At 59.2% G+C, this 23,040-nt stretch carries 19 protein-coding genes and 1 tRNA gene; 7 read left to right on the top strand and 13 right to left on the bottom strand.

Annotation, left to right across the window (positions count from 1 at the left end):
* Positions 1-44: 44 nt before the first annotated feature.
* The 9 genes from AU182_RS08485 to AU182_RS16665 form a co-directional block, all read right to left on the bottom strand.
* A complete protein-coding gene (locus AU182_RS08485) occupies positions 45-2,045 on the bottom strand; it encodes a heme lyase CcmF/NrfE family subunit (protein WP_066963664.1) in 2,001 nt (666 codons plus the stop codon).
* Complete coding sequence (locus AU182_RS08480) at positions 2,042-2,491, bottom strand: cytochrome c maturation protein CcmE (protein ID WP_066963661.1); 450 nt, start codon at positions 2,489-2,491, stop codon at positions 2,042-2,044. The genes AU182_RS08485 and AU182_RS08480 overlap by 4 nt, the downstream gene beginning before the upstream one ends.
* 47 nt (positions 2,492-2,538) lie before the next feature.
* Positions 2,539-2,766: a heme exporter protein CcmD gene (gene ccmD / locus AU182_RS08475; protein WP_066963658.1), complete on the bottom strand. Its 228-nt coding sequence runs from the start codon at positions 2,764-2,766 to the stop codon at positions 2,539-2,541.
* Position 2,767: 1 nt separating this feature from the next.
* A complete protein-coding gene (locus AU182_RS08470) occupies positions 2,768-3,526 on the bottom strand; it encodes a heme ABC transporter permease (RefSeq protein WP_066963656.1) in 759 nt (252 codons plus the stop codon).
* 67 nt (positions 3,527-3,593) lie between these two features.
* A complete protein-coding gene (gene ccmB, locus AU182_RS08465; RefSeq protein ID WP_153039272.1) occupies positions 3,594-4,313 on the bottom strand; it encodes a heme exporter protein CcmB in 720 nt (239 codons plus the stop codon).
* Between the two features lie 4 nt (positions 4,314-4,317).
* Positions 4,318-4,983: a cytochrome c biogenesis heme-transporting ATPase CcmA gene (gene ccmA, locus AU182_RS08460; RefSeq protein ID WP_066963653.1), complete on the bottom strand. Its 666-nt coding sequence runs from the start codon at positions 4,981-4,983 to the stop codon at positions 4,318-4,320.
* A 57-nt stretch (positions 4,984-5,040) separates the two neighbouring features.
* Positions 5,041-6,819, bottom strand: a complete 1,779-nt coding sequence (locus tag AU182_RS08455; RefSeq protein ID WP_066963650.1) for a fused response regulator/phosphatase — start codon at positions 6,817-6,819, stop codon at positions 5,041-5,043.
* Positions 6,820-6,834: 15 nt separating this feature from the next.
* The gene (locus tag AU182_RS08450) at positions 6,835-7,179 is read right to left on the bottom strand and encodes an STAS domain-containing protein (protein ID WP_066963647.1); all 345 of its coding nucleotides are present in this window, start codon (positions 7,177-7,179) and stop codon (positions 6,835-6,837) included.
* A 262-nt stretch (positions 7,180-7,441) separates the two neighbouring features.
* Positions 7,442-7,615: a PA3496 family putative envelope integrity protein gene (locus AU182_RS16665; protein WP_193754317.1), complete on the bottom strand. Its 174-nt coding sequence runs from the start codon at positions 7,613-7,615 to the stop codon at positions 7,442-7,444.
* A 466-nt stretch (positions 7,616-8,081) separates the two neighbouring features.
* Here AU182_RS16665 and AU182_RS08440 point away from each other — a divergent pair.
* A tRNA-Arg gene (locus tag AU182_RS08440) sits at positions 8,082-8,157 on the top strand.
* 51 nt (positions 8,158-8,208) lie between these two features.
* Here the strand turns inward: AU182_RS08440 and AU182_RS08435 are convergent.
* Positions 8,209-9,240 carry an isoaspartyl peptidase/L-asparaginase family protein gene (locus tag AU182_RS08435; protein WP_066963641.1) on the bottom strand — a complete coding sequence of 344 codons (1,032 nt, stop codon included), beginning with the start codon at positions 9,238-9,240 and terminating at the stop codon, positions 8,209-8,211.
* 301 nt (positions 9,241-9,541) lie between these two features.
* On the opposite strand from AU182_RS08435, the gene AU182_RS08430 reads away from it, so the two are divergent.
* The 3 genes from AU182_RS08430 (at position 9,542) to AU182_RS08420 (ending at position 15,507) form a co-directional block, all read left to right on the top strand.
* Positions 9,542-10,717: an efflux RND transporter periplasmic adaptor subunit gene (locus AU182_RS08430; RefSeq protein WP_066963638.1), complete on the top strand. Its 1,176-nt coding sequence runs from the start codon at positions 9,542-9,544 to the stop codon at positions 10,715-10,717.
* Positions 10,718-10,729: 12 nt separating this feature from the next.
* Complete coding sequence (locus tag AU182_RS08425; protein ID WP_066963635.1) at positions 10,730-13,888, top strand: efflux RND transporter permease subunit; 3,159 nt, start codon at positions 10,730-10,732, stop codon at positions 13,886-13,888.
* Between the two features lie 257 nt (positions 13,889-14,145).
* Positions 14,146-15,507 carry a Na+/H+ antiporter NhaC family protein gene (locus AU182_RS08420; RefSeq protein WP_066963632.1) on the top strand — a complete coding sequence of 454 codons (1,362 nt, stop codon included), beginning with the start codon at positions 14,146-14,148 and terminating at the stop codon, positions 15,505-15,507.
* Positions 15,508-15,808: 301 nt separating this feature from the next.
* On the opposite strand, the gene AU182_RS08415 is transcribed toward AU182_RS08420, so the two are convergent.
* Positions 15,809-16,663, bottom strand: a complete 855-nt coding sequence (locus AU182_RS08415; protein ID WP_066963630.1) for a MurR/RpiR family transcriptional regulator — start codon at positions 16,661-16,663, stop codon at positions 15,809-15,811.
* A 229-nt stretch (positions 16,664-16,892) separates the two neighbouring features.
* Between AU182_RS08415 and AU182_RS08410 the strand changes: the two genes are divergently transcribed.
* The 3 genes from AU182_RS08410 (at position 16,893) to murQ (ending at position 20,450) form a co-directional block, all read left to right on the top strand.
* Complete coding sequence (locus AU182_RS08410; protein ID WP_066963627.1) at positions 16,893-18,482, top strand: sodium:solute symporter; 1,590 nt, start codon at positions 16,893-16,895, stop codon at positions 18,480-18,482.
* 15 nt (positions 18,483-18,497) lie between these two features.
* Entirely contained in the window at positions 18,498-19,385 is an 888-nt protein-coding gene (locus AU182_RS08405; protein ID WP_066963624.1) for a BadF/BadG/BcrA/BcrD ATPase family protein, read from the top strand.
* 78 nt (positions 19,386-19,463) lie between these two features.
* Positions 19,464-20,450 (top strand): N-acetylmuramic acid 6-phosphate etherase, encoded by a 987-nt coding sequence (gene murQ / locus AU182_RS08400; RefSeq protein ID WP_082859312.1) that lies wholly within the window; start codon positions 19,464-19,466, stop codon positions 20,448-20,450.
* A 184-nt stretch (positions 20,451-20,634) separates the two neighbouring features.
* Here murQ and glcF read toward each other — a convergent pair whose 3' ends face one another.
* Positions 20,635-21,918 (bottom strand): glycolate oxidase subunit GlcF, encoded by a 1,284-nt coding sequence (glcF, locus tag AU182_RS08395; RefSeq protein WP_066963621.1) that lies wholly within the window; start codon positions 21,916-21,918, stop codon positions 20,635-20,637.
* A complete protein-coding gene (locus AU182_RS08390) occupies positions 21,919-23,040 on the bottom strand; it encodes an FAD-binding protein (protein WP_066963618.1) in 1,122 nt (373 codons plus the stop codon). It abuts the gene before it with no gap.

Genomic DNA, 23,040 nt, shown 5'->3' with positions numbered 1-23,040 from the left:
AATAAAGTCCGGCTTGGGTAATTGGCGTACCGAGATGACCGGGGTCAGGTCCCGGCCAGCGAAGCCTCACTCCGGGCAGCAGACACCGAGCGCGCACGCGTCGCACTCGCCTTGCGATAGCGCTTGTCGGCAACGGCAATCGCACCACCCAATGCCATGAGGGCCGAACCCAACCAGATCCAGACAACAAACGCCTTGTAGTGAACGCGCACAGCCCAGTCACCACTGAGGTTGTTTTTATCCATCGGATCCCCCAGCGCAACATAGAGATCACGGAACAGCCCGCTATCAATTGCGGCCTCGGTCATGATGTTGCCGCCGGAAAAATAGCTCCGTTTCTGGGGCAGCAATTCAGCCACCACTTGGCCATTGTTGCGCACCACCAGAACCCCTTCGGACGCTTGGTAGTTGGGGCCGCGAACCTGGCGCACACCTTCAAAAGTAAACTCGTAGCCGGACATTTCCTCACTCTGCCCCGGAGACATGCGCAGATCTTTTTCCACGCTGTAAACCGTGGTCAGGGCAACACCGAGCACCGATACCGCAAGACCTATATGTCCCAGATGCATACCGTAGTAGCTCGCGCGCTGCCGCTTGAGGCCCGCCCAACGCGTCTCCGCATTGCGGGATTTCGCCAGTATGTCGGCAACGCTCGAGGTGACAACCCACAGGCCCGCAAGTACACCCAGCATCGCACCCCAGTGGAAATCGCCCGCCATCACGGTGACTATCGGTGCGGCAATCACGGCAACCAGAGCCGGCAGCCCCCAGGCCTTGACCAGCCTGCGCGCTTTGGTGTCTTTCCAGTTAGCGTGAATGCCAAGCCCAAGAAGCACGCACAACACCACCATCAGGGGCACAAAGAACAGATTGAAGAACGGCGGACCCACACTGATTTTGCCCCAGTTGAGCGCATCCGCCAGCAACGGGTACAGGGTGCCGGTGATTACCACCGCCATGATCAGCATCAGTACGACATTGTTGCTCAGCAGGAAGGTCTCGCGGGATTTCGCAGAAAACACGCTGCCCGCGCTCACCGCCGGTGCACGCACCGCAAACAGCAACAGGGACAGGCCCACCACCACCGCCAGGAAAGCGAGAATGAAGCCACCGCGCAGCGGGTCTGTGGCGAAGGCGTGCACGGACGTCAGTACCCCGGAGCGCACCAAGAAGGTCCCCAGAAGACTCAGGCTGAAGGCGAATATCGACAGTAAAATGGTCCAACTGCGGAAAATTCCGCGCTTTTCGGTCACCGCAAGGGAGTGCAGCAACGCTGTGCCCACAAGCCATGGCATGAAAGAGGCGTTTTCCACCGGGTCCCAGAACCACCAGCCGCCCCAGCCCAGCTCGTAGTAGGCCCACCAGCTGCCCAGTGCAATGCCCAGAGTCAGGAACGACCAGGCCACGGCGGTCCAGGGGCGAGCCCAGCGCGCCCAGGCGCTATCCAGGCGCCCCTCCAGCAAGGCAGCCACCGCAAAGGCGAATGCCACTGCAAATCCCACATAACCCATATAGAGCAACGGCGGATGGATGATCATGCCGGGGTCTTGCAACAACGGGTTCAGGTCCGAGCCATCGGTGGGCGGAAACGGCAGAATGCGGTCGAATGGATTCGAGGTAAGCAGGATAAACAGGAAAAAACCGATCAGCAGCATGCCCATCACGGACAGCACGCGCGCCACCAGCACATCCGGCAGCTGACGGCTAAATACGGCCACCGCCGCGGTCCAGCCAGCCAGCATCAGCAGCCAAAGCAGAATGGAACCCTCGTGACCACCCCACACCGCGGTGACTTTGTACACCATTGGCAGGATGCTATTGGAGTTCTGCGCAACATACGCCACGGAGAAATCACTGTTCACAAAGGCCACGGTTAAACAAACATAAGACAGTGCAGTAAACGCCAGCACCCCCATCGACAGGGGCCGCGCGGTATCCATCCAGAGTACACGACCGGCGTAAGTACCGAGCAGTGGCACAACCGACAGGGCCACGGACAACAGCAGGCCGACGATCAGGGCAAAATGGCCCAGTTCAGGACTCATATCTTGGGATCTCCATGGCAGTCGGCCTTACCGACCATAGTCTCGGCGACTTCGGGCGGGGTGTAGGATTCATCGTGCTTGGCCAGTACCTGATCCGCGCGAACATAGCCACCCTGCTGCAACTTACCGGTCACCACCGCGGCCTCGCCCTCGGCGAACAGATCCGGCAGGATTTTATTGAATACCACTTCCAGCTCGGCCTCGCCGTCGGTCAGGGCAAAACGAACATCCAGAGACTCGCCATCGCGAACCACACTACCCGGGACCACACAGCCGCCGGCACGAATACGCTTTTCAAACGGCACCTCTCCGGCCACGAAGGCACTGGGCGCATAGAAATAGTCCATATTCGCGCGCATCGCATAGGTGACGAAACCGACGGCAACACTGGAAAGCGCCACCAGGAGGACCACCAGGATCAGGCGTTGTTTACGGGCTGGGTGCATGTTTGACCTGTTGTAAATCTATCAATAGGGTTACTGAGATGTGGGCGTCACGCTACGGACGCCGTTTGCGCCTTGCGTTGCGCGGCAGCGCGGCGGCGCGCCTCTTCCTGACGCAGTTGCTGGCGAAACTCCTGCCTGAGCTTCTTCTGGCGCAGTAACGGTGTCACCACCAGCGCAACCAGCACCAGGGTCGCGACAGCGTATGCCGCCCAAACGTAGGGGCCATGGCCGTTCATGGCGAGGAAGTCGGCGAAACTTTCAAACTGGAACTTCATACTACCCCTCCCGTTTTGCCGAGGGTTGCCCGAACAATTCGCGTACCCATTGGGTCCGCCACTCTCTCTGCAAAACCAACGTGCGGGTGTTCAAAATGAGTACCCAGGCATAAAACAGGTAGAAGCCGGCGATCATGGTAAGTAGCGGGTAGAACATACTCGGGTCAATGGTGCTGGCTTCCGTGAGCTTCAGGGTTGCCGGCTGGTGCAGGGTGAACCACCAGTCCACCGACTTGTAGATGATCGGGATATTTACCGTACCCACCAGAGCCAGCAACGCGCTCGCCTTATCGCCGGATTGCTCCCGCGCAAAGGCCCCGGACAGCGCCATCACCCCGAGATACAGGAAGAGCAGGATCAGCATGGAGGTAATGCGGGCATCCCACACCCAGTAGGTGCCCCAGGTAGGCTTGCCCCACACGGCACCGGTAAACAGCGCAAGAAACGTGAGCGCCGCACCAATGGGCGCCGCCGCACGCATCACCACGAAAGACAGCTTCATTTTCCAGATCAGGCCGATGGCCCCGGAAATGGCCATGATGTAATAGCCGGCCAGGGCGAGAAACGCCGCCGGCACATGGATATAAATGATGCGGTAACTATTGCCCTGCTTGGCGTCTTGCGGCGCGAAGCCCAGCCCCCAGACTGCGCCCACCACCAGCACCAATACGCTAGCCGCGCCCAGCCAAGGCAGCCAGGCGCTGGTCTTCTGATAAAACCAGCGCGGCGATCCCAATCTGTGAAACCATTGCCAGGACAAAATACGTACTCCTATGCCCTTCTCTCATCTATTTCCGAGCCAACCGCGTGCAATGCACGTAGCAGGGTCAGTTCTCGAGACTGATGCGGATAGCGCCTGCGGCCGCAAGCGGAGCCAGCGCCGCAGATGCCGCCAGAATTGCGCCAAGAATCGCCATTTGCGGGCCATAACTGTACCCATCCAATGCCGCCTGCACCGCTCCGGTGCCGAAGATTAACACGGGCACATAGAGCGGCATAATAATCAGGGCAAGCAGCAGCCCGGGCCGGCGCAGCGCCACCGTCAGAGCAGCCCCTACGGCGCCAATCAGACTGAGCGTCGCCGTGCCAATGGAGAGGGAGGCAAACAGCGGCCAGTACCCCGCCTCCCCCAGATTCAGCATCATGCCAAGCAGCGGCGACAATACTGCAAGTGGCAACCCGGTCACCAGCCAGTGTACCAGCACCTTGGCCAGCACCGGGAAATACAGCGGCTGCGGCTGTAAAGCGAGCTGCTCCAGGGAACCGTCCTCATAATCGCCACGAAACAGGGATTCCTGAGACAGTAACGTCGCCAGCAGCGCCATTACCCAGATCAAGCCCGCCGCCATACGCGCCAGCATATCCGGCTCCGGCCCGATGCCCAGCGGCATCATTGCCAGCACGGTGACAAAGAATAGCAGCGGATTGACGATATCTGAGCGCCGCCGCACCGCGAGGATAAACTCCGTACGCACCAGCGTGTAAAAGCCAGGGGCGCTCACCAGCGAGGTCTCGCCCGGCGCCGAACATCGGGCGGTATCCGCCATAGAATCAGCTCCCATAGCCCAGCGCCTCAAGCATCTCCGGGCGGACCTGGAAAGCCGCCAGATCAACCTTTTCCAGCGGCGCCACGGCCACTGGCTGGTGGGAAGTCAGCAGCACGCTGCCACCACGCTGCAAATGACGGGACATCTGGGCTTCCAGGCTGGCCACCCCGGCAACATCCAGGGCGGCGAGGGGTTCATCGAGAATCCAGAGCGCGGGGGCACCGGGCAGGTAGAGGCGTGCCAAGGCCACCCTCCGGTTCTGACCGGCGGAAAGCTGCTGGCATAACACCTCTTCAAAGCCATACAGGCCGACCGACTCCAGCGCCGACATTGCGTCGGCCGGTGAAGCCCCGTACCAGGCCAGATTCTCCAGCGGGCTTAATCCGCGCCGAACACCGGCGTTGTGCCCGATATACAGCAGCGATGCGCGCAGTGCGGGAAGGGCCTGAGGAAACGGGACGCCCTGCCAGAGGATATCCCCGGTGTAATCGGAGGTGGTGCCGATCAGGGTGCGAATCAGGGTGCTTTTGCCAGCACCATTGGCGCCCACGATTTGCAGCGCCATACCGGGCTCGAGACGGAACCCGAGCCCGGCAAACAGAACACGCCCGTCTCGCTCACAGGCCAGACCGCGCGCGCAAAGTGCGCGATCGCCCACTGCCTCTGTCATTGATTCCGAATGTTCAGGCACCATCACCCACCGCAGCTGATGAAAAACTAGGCGGCATTATACCGGGAGCGGCGGGTTTTGCATGGCATTCCCGCATGCATTGCCCGCATCACGACTCCCGGGCCCTTTCCCCCAATGAATGGTGGCCTCTATACGGCTGCTACCAGGCTCGAAACGGACTTCATCGCAGACCGTTTGCAGCAGTTTGAGCCCACGGCCCGCATACGTACCCGCGGCCTCCCGCACCTCGGGGAACCCGGAGCCACTATCCTCGACGACCAGGGTCAACTCCCCGCCCGCGTCACCCTCGCTACCGCTGAGCGAGATGCGCACCCAGCCCTCGTCCAGCTGACCGCGACGCTGGGCCATCAGGTCGTAATACTGCACAAAACCTTCATCTGTGGACTTGATGGCCGAATCGAGTTCCAGCACGCCGTGCTCAAGCGCATTGCGAAACAGCTCGCCAAGCGCAATGGCGAGATCTTCCTGAAACCGCACCGCACCGGGCATCTGCACCAGCACACTCAACAGATGAGGCAGTGGATCCGTCGTCCGCAACTCCTCGTGGGACAGGGTAAGCTGTATGGCCCACTCGCCTACCCGGCCGCCCTTGCGCCCCTCCCCACTGGCCAGCGTGGGAAAGTCCGCTTTCCGCAATGAGGGATGAGTGAGATCCAGCTCCACGAGAGAGAGGTCATCGTGCTGCTCTGCTGCGTGCGCATTGACGGCAACCAGAATCCGGTCAAACGACTGTACGTCACCCTCGCTGTCCTCACGCAGCAGCTTGAGAAGCCGGCTCTCACCAAAGTGCTCACCCTGAGCGTTCCGGGCTTCGTGAATACCGTCGCTCCACAGGAACAAGCGGTCACCTGGCCGCACGCGGACATTCACGATCGCCGTGTCGATCTGGTCGGAGGAAAGCACCCCCAGGGGTAAATGGCGCGACTCCAGCATGTACAGTTCTCCGCTGCTGCGCTTGAGGCAGGGGCTGGGCATGCCGGCATTGAGGAGGCGCAGGTGTTGGCGACGGGTATCCAGCTCCAGCATCGCCAGACAGCAAAACATCTGGCGAGGAAGAATACTGTACAGCTTGCGATTGATCTCCCGCAGCACCCGGCTCATGGAAAAGCCCCGGGGAATCATCGAGTAAAAAATGGAGGTCAGGGGCACCGCCCCCACCGCGGCGGCCAGCCCGTGGCCGGAAAAATCTCCCAGCATTAATACAAGCTTGCCATCTGGGGCATGGGTCGCGGCCAGCAGATCCCCGTTCAATACTGCCCGCGGTGACAGGTGGTAACGAATACCCGGCGTATCATCCAGGCAACTTTCGTTGCCAAGATTACTGAAAATCTCTCGTGCACTGGCCTGCTCCTGCAGAAAGTCCGCATGGTGGCGCCGCAAGCGATCCCGCTGCGCCATCAAAGAGCGATTGAATTCACAAAAACGCCGTATGGAGGCAAGCTTCAATTGTACCAGTGGCTGGCTATAGGGCTTGGTGAGGATGTCATCGCACAGGGTGGGAGGAGCCGGCGAAGATTCCAGGCCGGTCAGGTCCTGCACGAAAAGAATCGGTACGGGCTCGACACCACCGCTTTGTCGCAGCCGGCGGATTTCAGCGGGAACTGCCGCTGCCGCGGCCATCGGCCCCAAAATCACCAGGCTGGGCTGAACTTCGTGATAGCAATCCAGCGCCGCAGGCACCGAATGGACTGTGTGCACCGATGCAGGCGGCTTGTCGCCACTGGAACTGGTGTACTCCCAGCTCTCGATCAACTGGCGCAGTTCGACCACCTCGCAGGTATCGGACTCGACAATCAATACCCGGAAGGAAGGCATCAGGAATGGTCATCCTCAGCGAATGCTGAAAATACGATCAAAATTGGACACGGAAAGGATGTGGGACACGTGCGCGTTTGCATTCATCAACTCCACCGTGGGCTGATCACCGCCAGCCCCCAGCTCCGCGCAGTAGTCCCTGAGCAGCAACAACATGCCCAGGGCCGCGCTGTCCAGATGATCCGTCTCGGAGAGGTCCACCAGGAAACGCTCGGGCGGCGGACTCACATTGCGATAGGCACGCTGAAATTCCCGGTGCATATTGAAATCAAAATTCCCCGCAACACGGATAACCAGATCACCTCCACTGTCAGAGACGACCGAAGAAACCTTGCTTTCAAACCTGTCGGAAACCACCATCTGAAGGTCCTTTTTCCTTCCCTTTCCTGACTATTCCACCCCAATATACACCCGCGGCAGGGGCGTGCAAACCAGTAGTTTGAAGGTGGTGCGGGCTTGCCAAACTCCGTGCCCACTCAATGAAAAAGGGTGCCAGAGGCACCCTTTAGGGAGCTGCCGCGGCGTGTGAGACACAATGCTCACAAAAACCCGGCAGTGTTTCGATCAGTGTACTCGGGCATTCCCCCGATTGGTGCTAAAAGGTCTGTTGGTTCAACTCGGCTTAGAACTCGTACTGATAGTCCATCAGCTCCCGCCTGAGACGCATCTCCTCCAGCCGGTCTTCGACCATTCGGCGGGCATCCCTTGGGCTCTGAGGCGTATACAGTAGTTCCTCCACCAGAGTGGAATCACCTTCATCAAAATCCATGTCATTTTCGATAACGTTGCCGCTCATAGAAAACTCCATAATCTCGATCTGCCAGGGCAGAAACACGTTGTCTGTTTTTGTTGTGCAGCTGCAGATTAGCCAGCCCGGACTTCCCCGGTCAAGCATCTTTTGCACCGCGGAAACAAGTTTTTTCACGCGGTTACACCAGCGGTATCCGCGCCACCGGGCGACGGGAAAAGCCTCTCCCCAACACACCACGGCTGGCGCAAAAATACCTGCTTTTTATGACCAAATAGCGACAATTTTCCTCAATTTTTTCACTGGCAGAGTCACACCGCCCACGCCCCAGGCCGGTGCATTCCGGTAACCACCGACGTTGCTGCGTTACCCTTGGTTACAGGGGGCTTTGGGCCGAGCCCTGGCCCGTCATTTTTTTACGAAGTGATCGCCGAATAAGCAAAGGGCCGGGACCTCTCGATCCCGGCCCATGACACACGGGGCAACAGTCGCTAGAATGACCGCCCTTCCCGCGGCCCCCGTCGGTTAACAGGATAAACCACGGACCTCCTAAGTCCGGACTGGTGGTTCGAGTCCACCCGGGGGCGCCATCTTTTCACGCCGCGGTGCGCGCCGCAGCGCCCAGCCGCTCCAGCGCCATACTAGTCGCCAAAGATAGCGACCTCAGGCTTCTGCCCCGCCGCCCGGCTACCGCGGTACATGCCCTTGGTATTGAAGGTGAGGGCGATATTGCCTTTGGCATCCAGCACAATCACTCCGCCGGTGCCACCAATGGGCCGCAGCACCTGGTTGATGACCTCATCCGCCGCAGCCGCGACTGACTTGCCCTGATAGGCGACCCGAGTGCAGATGTCGGCCGCCACGTTGTAGCGGATAAAGTACTCACCGTGCCCGGTGGCAGAAACCGCACAAGAGGTGTTGTCTGCAAAGGTACCGGCACCGATGATCGGTGCATCGCCAATACGGCCGTAACGCTTTGCCGTCATACCACCAGTCGAAGTGGCCGCGGCCAGGTTCCCATGCTTGTCCAGAGCTACCGCACCCACCGTGCCCATACGGTAGGGCGCCGGTAGCGCGCCCACTGCGGCGCGATAATCCTTGTCCTGCTGATTTTCCTCATCGAGCTTCTTCTTTGCCCGCTCCAGCTGCTCGCGACGCTCTTCGGTGTCGAACATTTTGTTGTCGACCATGGGCACACCCCGGCTCTTGGCAAACGACTCCGCGCCCTCCCCCGCCAGCATGACAAACGGGGAATCTTCCATCACCATGCGCGCCAGATTAATCGGGTTCGCCACACGCTTCACCCCGGCCACCGCGCCGGCATCGCGATTGCGGCCATCCATAATCGATGCATCCAGCTCATGGGTCCCGTCATAGGTGTACACCGCACCCTTGCCGGCATTGAACAGCGGTGAATCTTCCATCACGTTGACCGCCGCCACCACCGCATCCAGGCTGGCACCACCCTGTTCCAGTATCCGGTACCCCGCATTCAATGCCTCTTCAAGTTTGGCGCGGTACGCGGCCTCCTTTTCAGGGGTCATGCTGGATTTTTCAATCGTGCCGGCACCGCCGTGAATCGCGATGGCGAACTTCTCCGGGCCTGTCTGTTGAGCATGCGCACCCATGCACAACAGCAGTGATCCCATGGCTATCCCGTAAAGTGACTTCATTGCTTTTCCTGTTTGTTCATTTCAGAGCACGAATACTTTAGCTCCAGCAACCGCTCAACTCCAATTCTGAAACGGGTCTCCCAACAGGCGCGAAAGCCCTCTTCTAAAAAAATTCCCCGGGTACTGCATCCGAATTGCCACGTCAGCCGGTCAGTAACAGTGTTAGCAAATGGCATTCGCCGCTGAACCCACTCGGTCTGACGCCACCCCCGTTGTCAGGCTTCGCGGTTCCGTTGTTTTATGAGCAGCACACACCAACGGGACAGTTGGCGGAAAAATCACAACAGGCAAGATGAAACCGATGAACAAAAAATATTTTAAGGCGGCGGCCCCCGTCGCTGTGCTGGTCTTGGGCTTTGGCGCAGTGCAACTGATGTCGGCGTCCAAGCCGGCCCCCGAGAAAAAGGAACACGAACAACGCCTGGTTTCACTCACTTATCGCGAGGCCAGGGAAGAGTCGGTTCACCTGACCGTCGCCACTCAGGGTGAGGTGCGCCCACATACGGAAATTGACCTTACCCCGGCCGTCTCCGGCCGTGTTGTATCCGTTTCATCCAGCTTCTCTGAAGGCGCCGGATTCGAGCCCGGGGAGACCCTGCTGCAAATCGATGACTCCGACTATCGGCTCGCGCTCACCCGCGCGGAAGCGGGCGTTGCCCGGGCTGAAGTTCTGCTGCTCCAGGCCCGCGCGGCCGCCTCGATCAAGCGCCAGCAATGGCTCGACCTCCACCCGAACAAAGAACCCACGCCACTTCAGGTCAACAAGCCCCAGGTGCTGGAAGCCGAAGCCAACCTGCGCTCGGCAAAGGCCGAGCTTGCCGATGCCAAACTCAACCTGGCACGCACCAAAATTCAATTGCCATTTCGCGGTCGCGTAGCCTCGCGCGCAATCGGTGTCGGACAGTATGTCACCCCCAGCACGGTACTCGGCCATGTATTCGCCACAGACCGGGTTGAGATCCGGTTGCCACTGACCGATGCACAACTCATGGAGCTGGACCTCCCCATGGGCTTTGTTGCCAGCGAAAAAACGCCGGGCCCGGAAGTCACCCTGTCAGCCCAGATTGGACCTGAGCGGCAATACTGGCGCGGCCGCATCGTCAGAACCCAGGCGGCCGTAGACCAGCAAACCCGGCTCATCTACGCCGTTGCCGAAGTCAAAGACCCCTATGGCAAGGGCGCGAGCAATGGCATGCCGCTGGCTGTCGGCCTGTTTGTTACCGCCGAAGCCGAAAGTACCCAGGCACGCACGGCCGTTGTGGTTCCCCGTGAAGCGCTGCGCAATGCCGACAAGGTGTATGTGGTCACTGAAAACGACGAACTGCGTATCCGCACCGTGGATGTGCTGTCCACGTCCGAGGACCGGGTAGTGATCGACGGCGGTCTCGCCGACGGTGAACGCGTGGTGATCTCGGCCGTCGCCAATGCGGTGGATGGAATGAAAGTGCAGCCCATTACCCAGCTGGCCAGAAACTAACGGAGCCCACCGATGAACAGTTTAATCGCATGGTGGGCACGCAACCCTGTGGCCGCCAACCTCGCAATGATCGGCATTTTCGTCGCCGGCATGATCGGATTCATGAGCATGGAGCGGGAAATGGACCCGCAGGTGCGCTTTCCTGGCCTGGAGATTCGGGTTTCCTGGCCCGGCGCGGCACCACAGGAAGTCGAGGAGCAGATCGTCGCCCGTATTGAAGAGGCGGTGAGCGACCTCGACAACATCGACTGGGTGCGCTCGACCTCCGCCGAGGGCGTGGGCGAGGTGTATATCCTCGCGGAAACCAGTGTGGATTTTTCCCGTTTCATGAACGATGTAAAAATTCGCATCGATGGTATTTCCTCCTTCCCCCGGGATATCGAACCACCCCAGGTTCACCAGTGGGTGAACCGTCAGGAGTTTATCCGCGTCGCCGTGCATGGTGACCTCGGGGAGCGCGAACTCAAGCGACTGGCGGAGCAGCTGCGCCGGGAAGTAGCGGCGCTGCCGGCTATTTCTGTGGTGGAACTATTCGGCACGCGCATGGAAGAGGTTTCTATTGAGGTGAGCGAAGAGGCACTGCACCGCTACGGCCTCACCTTCCAGGAGATCGCAGACGCGGTACGCAAAAGCTCGATCAACCAGTCCTCGGGTTCCGTACGCACGGAAGCAGGCACCTATCAGCTCAAGGTACGCAACCAGGCTGACACCCAGCGGGATTTTTCCAACATCATCGTGCGCCAGACCAGTGATGGCGGCACCATTCGTCTGGGCGATGTGGCCACGGTGGTCGATGGTTTTGAAGACCAGGAGATTCTCGCCACCCTCAACGGCGAGCCCGCCGTGCTGCTGCAGGTCATGACCACAGAAATCATGGACATTGTCACCGCCTCAGACAGCATCCGTAAATGGATCGGCGAGCGCACGGATTCCCTGCCCGCAGGCGCCAAGCTCACGCTCTGGACCGACAACGCCGAGGCCTTCAAGGGTCGTATGGAGACCATCAGTAAATCGGCGCTGCAAGGCCTCTTGCTGGTGTTGCTGGTTCTGGTGTTCAGTCTGCGCCCGAAGGTCGCCTTCTGGGTTGCCATCGGTATCGCGACCGCCTATGCGGGCGCCTTTGTACTGCTCCCCAGTGTCGGTGTTTCCCTGAATATGCTGTCCACATTTGCCTTCCTGCTGGTACTGGGGATCGTGGTTGACGACGCCATCGTGGTGGGGGAAAGCATTCACAGTGAATCCCACAATCCCGAGCACCAGCACCCCGGGGGCGGCCTGAATGCGGCGACACTGGGCACGCAGCTGGTGGCAAAGCCGGTCGTATTCGCTGTCGTCACTACCGTGCTCGCATTCCTGCCGTGGATTTTCATCAGCGGCTCTACCAGTGAATTCACCCGGCACATCACCTGGGTCGTCATACTCGCGCTGTTATTTTCCCTGATCGAGTCCCTGTTTATCCTGCCGGCGCACCTGAACAACTTGAAGCCGCGCACCAACCTCGGCCGTTTCGGACGCATCCAGAAAGGTATCGCTGACCGCATCGTTTACTTTGCGCAGCACCACTATCGCCGTATCGGCCAGTGGGCAGTTAATCGTCGCTACCTGATGGTAAGTATTTTCATCGCGGTACTGATGATCGGGTTTGGCATGTTCGGCAATGGCTGGGTGAAAAAAAGCTTTATGCCGGAAATCGAATCTGACCAGGTCATCGTCAATGTGGTGATGCCCGAAGGTGCCCCTTACAGCCGCGCCCTGGAAGTGCTGGCGCAACTGCAAGATGCAGAAAAGCGCCTTGAACAAGAAGTCAACCAGCGCGCCGCAGAACAGGGGCAATCCGGCCACCTGATCGAAAACTGGTATACCCGCTCCCGTCGCGACAGCGTGATGGCCATTGTTCAGCTGGCGCCGCCGGAAGAACGCGATATGTCTGCCAAGGACGCCGCGCTGCGGTTGCGCGAGTTGCTGGGTGACATTCCGGATGCCAAGGAAGTCTCGGTGCAGTATTCCTTCAATAATAATGGCCCCGGCTTCGAGCTTTCCATCCGTCACCCGGATCTGGATGTGCTGCGCGAGGCCACCGCAGAGCTGGAAACAAAGCTGCGCACCTACGAGAGCCTGTACGATGTACGCAACAATCTTGAGGGCGCATCCGAGGAAATCCGCATCGACTTGAAACCCGGTGCCGCCAAGCTCGGGCTTACCCTGGCGGACGTCAACCGCCAGGTCCGTCAGGCCTATTTCGGGGAAGAGGTACAGCGCCTGCCCCGCGCCGGGCAAGATGTGAAAGTCATGGTGCGTTATCCGCTGGAGTCTCGCCGCTCCATCGAGAGCCTGAAGGATTTCCGTGTACGTACAAACGATGGTCGTGAATTGCCACTGCTGGCGATTGCCGAGCTGGAGTACGCCCCGGGCATCAAGCGCATCCAACGCTGGAATGGCAGCCGCGCGGCACGGGTGATGGCGGACCTGAAAGAGGAAGTGCGCGGTGAGATCATGAAGGACCTGGAAGAGAACTTCTTCCCCGACTGGGAAAAACGCTACCCAGGAATCTCCCGCGGTGCCGTGGGCCAGGCCGAGGGCGAAAAGCGCTTTATTCAGGAAGTACTCGGTCTCTACACCATGGCGTTCTTCGCGATGTACAGCCTGCTGGCCATTGCCTTCCGCAGCTACTCGCAGCCGATCCTGATCCTGATCGCGATTCCCTTCGCGTTCGTGGGTGCCATTTTCGGGCACGCCGTGATGGGCATGACCATGGCCATTTTCAGCTACTTTGGTATTGCCGCGGCGGCCGGGGTGGTGGTCAATGACAACCTGGTTTTGATGGACCACTGCAATCGATTGCGCGATAGAGGCATGGAGCCCCTGAAGGCCATCGTCGAAGCCGGCGTGGCGCGCTTCCGTCCGATCCTGCTGACCACCGTCACCACTATTGTCGGCCTGGTGCCCATGATGCTGGAGCGCAGTATTCAGGCGGCCTTCCTGAAACCCATTGTGGTGGCTCTGGCATTTGGTGTATTTGTCGCCTTCTTTGTCACCCTGCTGCTGGTGCCCGCCATGTACGCCATTGGGGTAGATATCCACCAGCTGGGAGCACGCACCAAGGCCTCGGTGGCACGCCGCCTGGGCGGTAAACCTGCGCAGGAGCCGGCACTGAACCAGGTACAAAGCTAATCACTCGCCCCCTGAACCGGGGCAAGTGTTGAAAAAGCCCGGGGGCGAAAACCCCCGGGCTTTTTTTATGCCGCACAGAGCCCGTCGACAACACAGTTACCACCGGTCGGCTCAAGCGTCACCGGCCCCCATCAGGCTCCACCCGCGAATCGGTTAGCCTCTGCCCGCTATACTGTTTAGAATCCGCGCCTTTTTTCACGTTGCGCCCTATGCGGTGTCGGCACTCCCCACGGAAAAATGCGGTAACAGCGGTATCCATGACACCTCAATCATCTCAACAATCGCCCACACCAGCACCCAGCCCCTCTGCCATCGCCCTACTGCCACTGGCCCTGTTTCTTGCGCTCTTTGTTGGTGCCGGACTCTGGTTTCAGGCACAGGACGTGGACATGGCGTTCTATCAGGTTTCCGCACCGGTCGCGATCCTGCCGGCCATCGCCCTGGCAATCCTGCTTGCGCGCGGGCCACTCAGCCGCCGTATCGATACGTTCGTACACGGAGTGGGCGACCCAACCATTGTTACCATGGTGCTGATCTACCTTCTTGCGGGCGCATTCGCCAGCGTCGCCAAGGCCGCAGGTGGTGTGGATGCCACCGTGAACTTCGGCCTGAGTGTTATTCCCCCCACGCTGGTGCTGCCGGGCCTGTTTCTGATCACTGCGTTTGTGGCCACCGCCATGGGAACGTCCATGGGTACCATTGCGGCGATTGCACCCATCGCGGCAGGGCTCAGTGATGCCACCGAATTACCCATGCTGCTGACCATTGGCACGGTGGTGGGCGGTGCCATGTTTGGCGACAACCTGTCGATTATTTCCGACACCACCATCGCCGCCACCCGCACCCAGGGTGTAAAAATGCGCGATAAGTTCCGCATGAACCTGTTGATTGCCCTCCCCGCCGCCATTGTGGCCCTGATCTGGCTGTACTTTGCCGGCAGCACCGCGCAGGTATCCGCGCCCGGAGACTACGAGCTGGTCCGGGTGCTGCCCTACCTTTTGGTGCTTGTACTGGCGGTAAGCGGTGTGAACGTGCTGCTGGTACTGTTTGTGGGAATTTTGTTGGCGGGCGCGATTGGCATGGCGCTGCAACCGGATTACTCCATCATTGGATTTTCCAAAGACATTTACGCCGGCTACACCGGTATGCAGGAAATCCTCATCCTGTCACTGATGATCGGCGGTCTCGGCGCACTGATGCGCGCCGGCGGTGGCATTGCGTGGCTGGAGCAGCAGATCGATCGAATCAGCCGCCTCGGGGGCGGCGGCACCCCCGGACGCAAAACCGGGGAGCTGGGCATCAGCGCGGCGGTGGCCGTAACCAATGTCTGCACCGCCAACAATACCGTTGCGATTTTGCTTACCGGCCAGCTCGCCAGAAACATGGCCAGCCGCTACGGTGTCGACCCGCGGCGCAGCGCCAGCTTGTTAGACATCTACTCCTGTACCGTACAGGGCCTGCTGCCCTACGGTGCCCAGATACTACTGGCCTCCTCGCTGGCCAAGGTTTCGCCACTGGCTCTGGCGGGGAGTATTCACTACTGCTGGCTGCTGGGAGTCACCGCACTGATATCTATTTTCTTTGGCGTGTTTCGCCGGAAAACCACCAGCCCGGGTTAAACCGTTAGGAAACCAGAATTCGCAGGCGAATGACGGGGAAAAAAGCGGAGCCCAAATAGGGCTCCAATGCCAATTCAACAAGAGGAAATCCGAATTGGAAGTACAAGGTGAACGGCCCTGGCCACGGTAAACCGAAGTTCAATGACCAAAACCAGAGTCCGCGAGACCGGGCTCGCCACAAAAGCAACAATTCCAAATGCCAGCGGACAAAAAGAATATATTATTCCTTACCGCACAATTCAACCGGAATTTTCATCCCCGGACGCGGGACCGCCACTCAGCGCCCCACAATGACTGATCATCACTTGGAATGGTGTCTCAACACTTCAACCGCCTGCCGGCTGCGCTCAAACAGTTCATTGGCTTTTCGGTCTCTCTGTGAAATTAGAATAAACAGAAGGTCAATCACCATAAACTGTGCGGTGCGCGCAAGGATCGATGAACTGCGCGCCTCCGTTTCGTTTGCCACGCAGTAGAGGGGAAAGGTCGCCAATTCAGTCAGTGGGTTCCGGGTGAAGCGGGTCAGAGATAAAACCTCAGCACCCTGGGCAACGCCAGTCTGAGCAACCCTGACTACGTCTTGAGTGGTTCCAGACTCAGAAATCGCAAAAACCAGATCACCTTCCCCGAGCGTTGCAGCATTGGCCACCTGGACATGGGTGTCGCTTTCGATCAGCACCGATTTACCCAGTTTCATTAGCTTGTAAGCAATATCCCGAGCCACTAATGAGGACGCACCCACCCCGAACAGCAATATTCGCTTAGCCGTTCGCAAAGCCTCCGCTGAGCGGATCAACGAATCTTCCGAGTTGGCCATGACCGTTTCATTCAGGGCCATATTCTTCCGGCTAATTAGCTTTCGAGCGACCGTTGCCAGGTCATCGTCTGAAGCAATGTCACCGTGAATCGCCTGAGGCAACATTGCTGAACGGGCCACGGACTCACTGAGGGAAAGTTTGAAGTCCGAATAACCTTTATAACCCAGCTTCTGGCTGAATTTCACGACACTCGACTGTGAAACTCCCACCTGTTCCGCAAGGGCTTTTGATGAATGCGAGCGCACGATTTCCACATTATCCAGGAGAAAATCGGCTATACGACGCTCGTGATTTGACATGGAGTCGCGCATTGCGCGGATTTTGGCCAGTGATCCCATAACTACGGTCTATCTCGGTGTCGCCATGTTCAACGCGACAAATGTAACAATGCCCAAAACCCCGGGCCGCTCATCGGGTACCTCTGCTGCCAGTCAGGTTACCACTATCGGTACTACCGATGGAAAATGCTTTGCACCTCATAAGAATAAATGATACCAATTGCATAGAATAACAGGAATAAATAATTATCCCGAACGCAAATAGCCGCGGGAAAATGAGAGTCGAACGATGGAACTGCAGTTTACCGGACTGGACTGGGGAATTTTCGCGCTTTACCTGGCAATACTGGCCGCGTCCGGCTGGCACTTCAGCCAGCGCCGCACAGAAGATAGCCGCGATTACTTCCTGGCCCGAAACAGCATGCCGATGTGGATGGTCGCCATTTCTACCCTGGCCACCACGCAATCCGCCGCCACGTTTCTCGGCGGACCGGACCTGGGTTATCGCGGCGACCTCACCTACCTGTTCACCAATGTAGGCGCGGTGATTGCTGCAGTTATCGTTGCCCGCTATCTGATACCACGCTTTTACGCCAATCGCGTCACGACCGTTTATGAATTACTGCAATCCCGCTTCGGGGAGCGAGCGAAACATCGCGCCGGCGGTATTTATCTGCTCGGCCGGGTATTTGCCAGTGGCGCACGCCTGTATATGGCAGCCATCGCGGTTTCCATGATTCTGTTTAACGACATTGCCGCAAACCACGTCATTGCCGCCGTCATTCTTCTCAGTGCGGCAGGCTTGTTGCAGACGCTGATCGGGGGCGTGCGCTCGGTGATTCAGAGCGATGTACTGCAGTGCGCGGTTTACGTCAGTGCCGCGATCGCGGTAGTGGCAGTGCTGCTCTGGCAGATTCCCGCTGATCTGGGTCAAATTGTTGGGGCACTCGCCGCCCCATCCGATGGCGGGGCTTCCAAACTCACGCTGGTCGATACCCGCTGGGACCTGAGTGACCCATTTAATCTCTGGGCCACGCTAACCGGTTTTGTACTGTTAAACATTGCGGCCTTCGGCCTCGACCAGGATGTTACTCAGCGCATTCTTACCTGCAAAACGCCCCGCGATGGCGCCCGTGCAGTGCTGTATTCCGTGGTCATGGTGGTACCGGTCATGGCCGTTTTCATGGGTATCGGTTTGCTGCTGCATATTTTTTACCAGTCCCCTGAATTGATGGCCGGCGCCAGTGTGTCCGAACCCAGCGGTGGCGATGTCACCGTGTTCATGCACTACGTGTTGCATGAAATGCCCGCCGGTCTGCGCGGCCTGGTCACCATCGGTGTGATTGCCGCGGCACTGTCCACGCTCAATTCCAGTCTCAATTCCATGGCCAGCGTGCTCACGGAAGACCTGTACCGGCACTGGTTAAGTCAGCGCAAGGTACAAAAGCCGGCCGCGCATTTCGTGCGTGCCGGCCGCTGGGGTATGGCGATTGTGGCAACTACCTTGGGCGGTATGGCGATATTGTGTTTTTACTGGCAACAGATGAGCGACCTGCCGCTGATCACCTTTGCGCTGTCAGTGATGGTCTTCGCCTACTCGGGACTCCTGGGTGTATTTTTCACCGCCCTGTTTACCGGCCGCGGCAACGCCGGCAGTGTCGGCTGGGCCCTGGTTGTCGGGTTTGTGGTGACTCTGCTACAGCAACCCTGGATGATCACCCTGCTCACCGGCACGGACGATCCGTTGGTTATCGCGTTCCCCTGGCAGCTTTGCCTGGGCACGCTGGCTTCCTTTGCAGTGTGCAACCTGGGTAAGCCATCTCCCGAGCTCTCAGCGGACAACGCAATCATCCGCAATCAGACCACAGCCAATGGATAACCAACGTACGCAACCATGAACGGATATTTTCTAGGGATAGATGGTGGTGGCACCAAGACACTGGCCCGCCTTGAGGATGCGCATGGTGAGCGACTCACGCTCAAGTCCGGTGCAAGCTCACTGACCCAGGACCTGGACGGAGCGATCAACAATATTGCCGGCCTGAGCCGGCAGGTACTGGCGCGGGAGCGGGTTCACCCCAACCAGGTGCATCTGGCCTGCGGTGTCGCCGGCGCCGGCAACCCGGCTTCCGCAGAGAAGCTTCGGCAGCGCCTTTGTACACTGGGGTTTGCCAGTGTGCAGATCGCGTCGGACGCACAGACCTCGCTGCTGGGGGCCGGCGCTGGGACCCCGATTGTGATGGTCGCTATTGGTACCGGCTCGGTGGCGATGCGACTCGGGCGCAACGGTGAAATCCGCCAATACGGCGGTTGGGGATTGGCCGTTGGCGATGAAGGCAGCGGCGCAGCCATTGGCAAGAGCCTGGTACGCGCACTGTTGTGGGAGCTGGATACCCACGGCAGAGCGGTGAGCGCACTTTGCCAGCAGGTGATGACCGAGGTTGGGGAGCAGCGCGCGCAAATTCTGCCATGGTTACAGCAAGCCGGATCCCGTGAATACGCGGCGCTGGCCCCAGCCGTGTTCAGTCATCTTCCAGAATGCCCTCTGGCACGGGACATCATTGGAAAAACCGCCGCAGAAGTCGATCGCCTGATTCAGGCTGCCAGTGGGGACGAGAATTTACCACTGGCCATTCTTGGCGGTCTCGCGGACAAGCTGAGTCCGCATTTACACCCCGACCATCAACAGCGACAAATCCCACCCTTGGGAACCGCGCTGGACGGCGCCTGCATGCTGGCACGACAGAAAGCACTAGCGCACAGCATCGACCCACTTCGCTGAATCCTGGTCACCGTCATATCTCAAAAAACGTCAGATGAATGGGGCGTATACCCCTGGAGCATCAAGGAACAACCAAGCATGAATACGCAACTGATCAATGAGTTGGCTACCCTCGCCAGTGAGGCGCGCAACGCAGACACCCTGGACATCGATCTCTTGCCCAGTGAGCAGATTCTGGAAAAGATCAACGCGGCGGACCGGGAAGTACCCGCCGCGGTTCACCGCGAAATCCCCCAAATCGCCCGGGCCGTCGATGCCATCGCGGAGGCCTTTAAACGCGGTGCGCGGCTCGTTTATATCGGGGCAGGCACCAGCGGCAGGCTTGGTATTCTGGATGCGGTAGAGTGCCCGCCCACCTATGGCGTCAGTGAAGAGATGGTGGTGGCGCTGATCGCCGGTGGTGAAGAGGCCGTATATCGCGCCCAGGAAGGGGCCGAAGACAGCCTCACCCTCGCGGGTGAGGATCTCCGCAAGATTCAACTGACGGAAAATGACGTGGTTGTCGGTATCGCCGCCAGCGGTCGCACGCCCTATGTCATAGGCGGACTGCGCTACGCCCGCAGCCTGGGCTGTACCACCGTAGCACTTTCCTGTAACAAATCTGCCGCCATCGCCGCTGAAGCAGACATTGCAATCCTCCCCGAAGTCGGCCCGGAAGTGTTAACCGGCTCTACACGGATGAAAGCCGGCACGGCTCAGAAGCTGGTACTCAATATGCTGACAACCGCCAGCATGATCCGTATTGGCAAGAGCTTTTACAACCTCATGGTGGACGTAAAAGCGACCAATGAAAAGCTGGTGAGCCGCACCCGTCGAATTGTAATGGAAGCGACCGGCGTGGAGCTGGCGGAGGCAGATCGTGTACTCGAGGAATGTGAGCACAATGCCAAACTGGCCATCATGATGATATTGAGCGGCCTGAACCGTCACGATGCCGGAAGCGCCTTGGAAAAATCCGACGGTTTTCTACGCCAGGCACTGCGGCAAATCAATGCAATCAAGCAGGAACAAAAGATTGACCAGGCTCGAAATACTGGCCGAACAGTGGAAGAACCTGTGACCTGAGTTCAATCCGAAAGAAAGCCAGCGCTCACTGCACCGGCTTTCATAGCACTTCGTGCAACTGCAGTAAAATTCACAAGAGAGAAATACGCATCACAGGCGAATCACACCCTGCAGCCGGGATGTCGACCAGTTAGCTGCTATCGGTGAGGGCTATAACGCAACAGGCAAGTGCGAAACATAGTACTCAAGAGGGTTGTAGCCCGTCCGCCAGAAGTTCCAGCCAGTGACGCACCGGCGTTTCGGTTCCGGCCTGCAAATGAAGCTGGCATCCGATATTGGCGGTGATGATGGTCTCAGGATGGCTCGCCTGCAACGATTGCAGCTTTTCTTCGCGCAACCGCCTGGACATGGTGGGCTGTAAAATGGAATAGGTACCTGCGGAACCACAGCACAGGTGGGTATCGGTCACTACCGGGAGTTGTACCCCCAGTTTATGCAGCAGAGCCTCAACCCGGCCGGGCAGCGCCTGACCATGCTGCAGGGTACAGGGACAGTGGAACACGAGCTTTTGTTCACGCAGTTTTTCCAGAAACTCGGGCGTGGACTCGTCAAACACCGACTCCAGTAGCTCGACAGGATCGCGCATCAAGTCGGCCAGAACCTGGGCTTTTTCCAGGTATTCCGTGTCATCCGCGAGCACATGGGGATAATCTTTCAAATGCACACCGCAGCCAGATGCGCTCGACACAATGGCCCGCAGCGGGGCGCTTTCCGCCTGTTGCTGCTCGTAAAGGGGCCACCAGGCATCGATATTGGCCCGCGCCAGTACGCGCGCCTGGGCTTCGCCACTGGTATGAAAGCTGGCCGCACCGCAGCAGCTGACCGCCGCACTGATGCAGACGGGTACGCCACAGTGTTGCAGTATCTTTTCCAGCGCCGCATCGGTTTCCGGTCTCAGCGACGGCTGCACGCACCCACGCACGATCAGCACCGTGCCACGCTCAAGGGCCGGACGCGGTGTGTTTGCGGTGAGCACCGGGTTGGTCAGTGCCATCTTTTCTGCTTGCGGAGGAAAGTACACGCGCTTGACCGCTGCCGGCAACAGTGCCGAAAATTTCCGACCAATGTTGATTAACCCGGAAAAAAGCCCGGGGGTTACCAGCAAGTTGCGCAGTCCCCAGCGCAGTGCCTTCTGCCACGGGCTGCGGGGGGCAAGGCGTTCACTGGTGGTGCGCCCAATGGCCACCAACGTGTGATATTCCACTCCGGAGGGACAGGTGGTTTCACAACTGAGACAGGTAACACAACGGTCGAGATGGGTGCGGGTGGCATCGCTCGCAGTACCCTGCTCCAGCATTTCCTTGATCAGGTAAATGCGCCCGCGCGGGCTATCCAGCTCATTGCCCCCCTGCAGGTAGGTGGGACAGGTTGCGGTGCAGAACCCACAGTGCACACAGGCATTCAGTACCTGCTCGGCGCGTTGCTTTTCGGACTCCTGCAGAAGCCCGTCAATCAGATTGACCTGCATTTATTCGTGCCCCACTCCATCAGCCACGTGTTCGGGCGACACGTCAGTGCTGCAAAATCGTGTCTGGAACTGTACGGGATTAAACAGGCCCCTGGGGTCGAGGGCGTCGCGCAATGCGCGATGCCACTCCGGCGCATCCGCCTGTGCAGAAACCAGCGGTCCGCGCAGCACCTGTACGAAGCCGCCGAGATCGGCGGCGGCACGGGCGAGTCCGTGATGATCACCATCCCGCACCCAGACCCGCGCACCTTCCCACTCGATCAGCGCCCGCCCGGTGGTTACCGGCAATCGGGCATATCGCGGCACCTGCACACAGGCGAGTCGCTCACTGCAGAAAAACGGTAACTGAAGGTTCGTCAACGCTGTCCAGTCGAAGTCCGTGGCGTCGCCACCCAGCTGTGTGAGCAGGTCCTGTACCGCGATGGCTCGTCCACTGATGCGCAGATACAGTCGCCCTTCCAGATAGCAGGTACCCGTCAGCAGTGGGCGCAGATTCCGTGTGCGTTGCCACCACTGGCCCAGTGCATCCGGCTCGACCACAAAACTGACCGAGGTCGTATGTTCAGCGCGCGGTTGCAGTCGCAGGGTGACATCGAGAATCGCCCCCAGGGTACCCAGCGCGCCAACCTGCAGGCGCGCCAGATCATAGCCCGCCACATTTTTCATGACCTGCCCGCCGAAGTTGACGATTTCCCCGCGGCCATTGATCAACCTGCAGCCCAGCAGGCTGTCGCGCAGTGCCATGCCAAACGCACGGGAAGGTCCGTCCCATCCGCAGGCAATGGCGCCACCGAGGGTACTCTGCGGGGAAGGCTGTGGTATCTCCGCCGCAAAGCACTGGTTATTTTCTGCCAGCAACGTTTCCAATTCACTCAGCAGGGTGCCCGCACGGGCGCGCAGCGTCAGCTCCTCGGGCTGATAGTCGATAATGCCCCGGTGCGCGCCCAGCATGAGCGTGGCGTCGCCGGGCATACCCAATGCGACACGGCTACCGTTGCCTCCCACCACCAGATGCGGCCGCGAAGTCGCTCCCACTTCAAGCTCTGCATTTGCGGCATAGCATTCACGTACCTGAGCGGCGAGGTCTTCGGAACAATCCTGATTGGTATCCGGGTTTGTCAT

The sequence above is a fragment of the Microbulbifer sp. Q7 genome (assembly GCF_001639145.1).
Lineage (GTDB): Bacteria > Pseudomonadota > Gammaproteobacteria > Pseudomonadales > Cellvibrionaceae > Microbulbifer.
The sequence above is the reverse complement of the archived record's forward strand: the minus strand, read 5'-3'. Positions and strand labels throughout refer to the sequence as shown.